Raw genomic sequence first — 303 nt, 5'->3', positions numbered from 1 at the left:
GATGGAGATTCAAATTCAGCTAATACGACCTGTACTTTTGATGTAACAGTTATTGATGATGAAGCACCAGTTATAACCAACTGCCCGGCTCCGGTTAATGCATATAGCGTTGATGCAGGTGAGTGTGATACAACCTTAAGTTTTACAGCAACGGCAACCGATAATTGCGATGACAATATAGCTATTTCCTATAGTGTTGGTGGAAGTAATATTAGCTTCCCCTATAATTTCCCCATAGGAACTACAACAGTTACGGTAACAGCGGATGATGGAGATTCAAATTCAGCTAATACGACCTGTACT

1 protein-coding gene is annotated in these 303 nt (G+C 40.3%); it reads left to right on the top strand.

Features of this window, described 5'->3' with window-relative positions:
• On the top strand, positions 1-303 hold a 303-nt coding region (locus ACNKXV_RS14105; protein ID WP_417908349.1), incomplete at both ends, for an HYR domain-containing protein.

The sequence above is a fragment of the Christiangramia aquimixticola genome (genome assembly GCF_048285835.1).
GTDB classification, from domain to species: Bacteria; Bacteroidota; Bacteroidia; order Flavobacteriales; family Flavobacteriaceae; genus Christiangramia; species Christiangramia aquimixticola.
The sequence above is the reverse complement of the archived record's forward strand: the minus strand, read 5'-3'. Positions and strand labels throughout refer to the sequence as shown.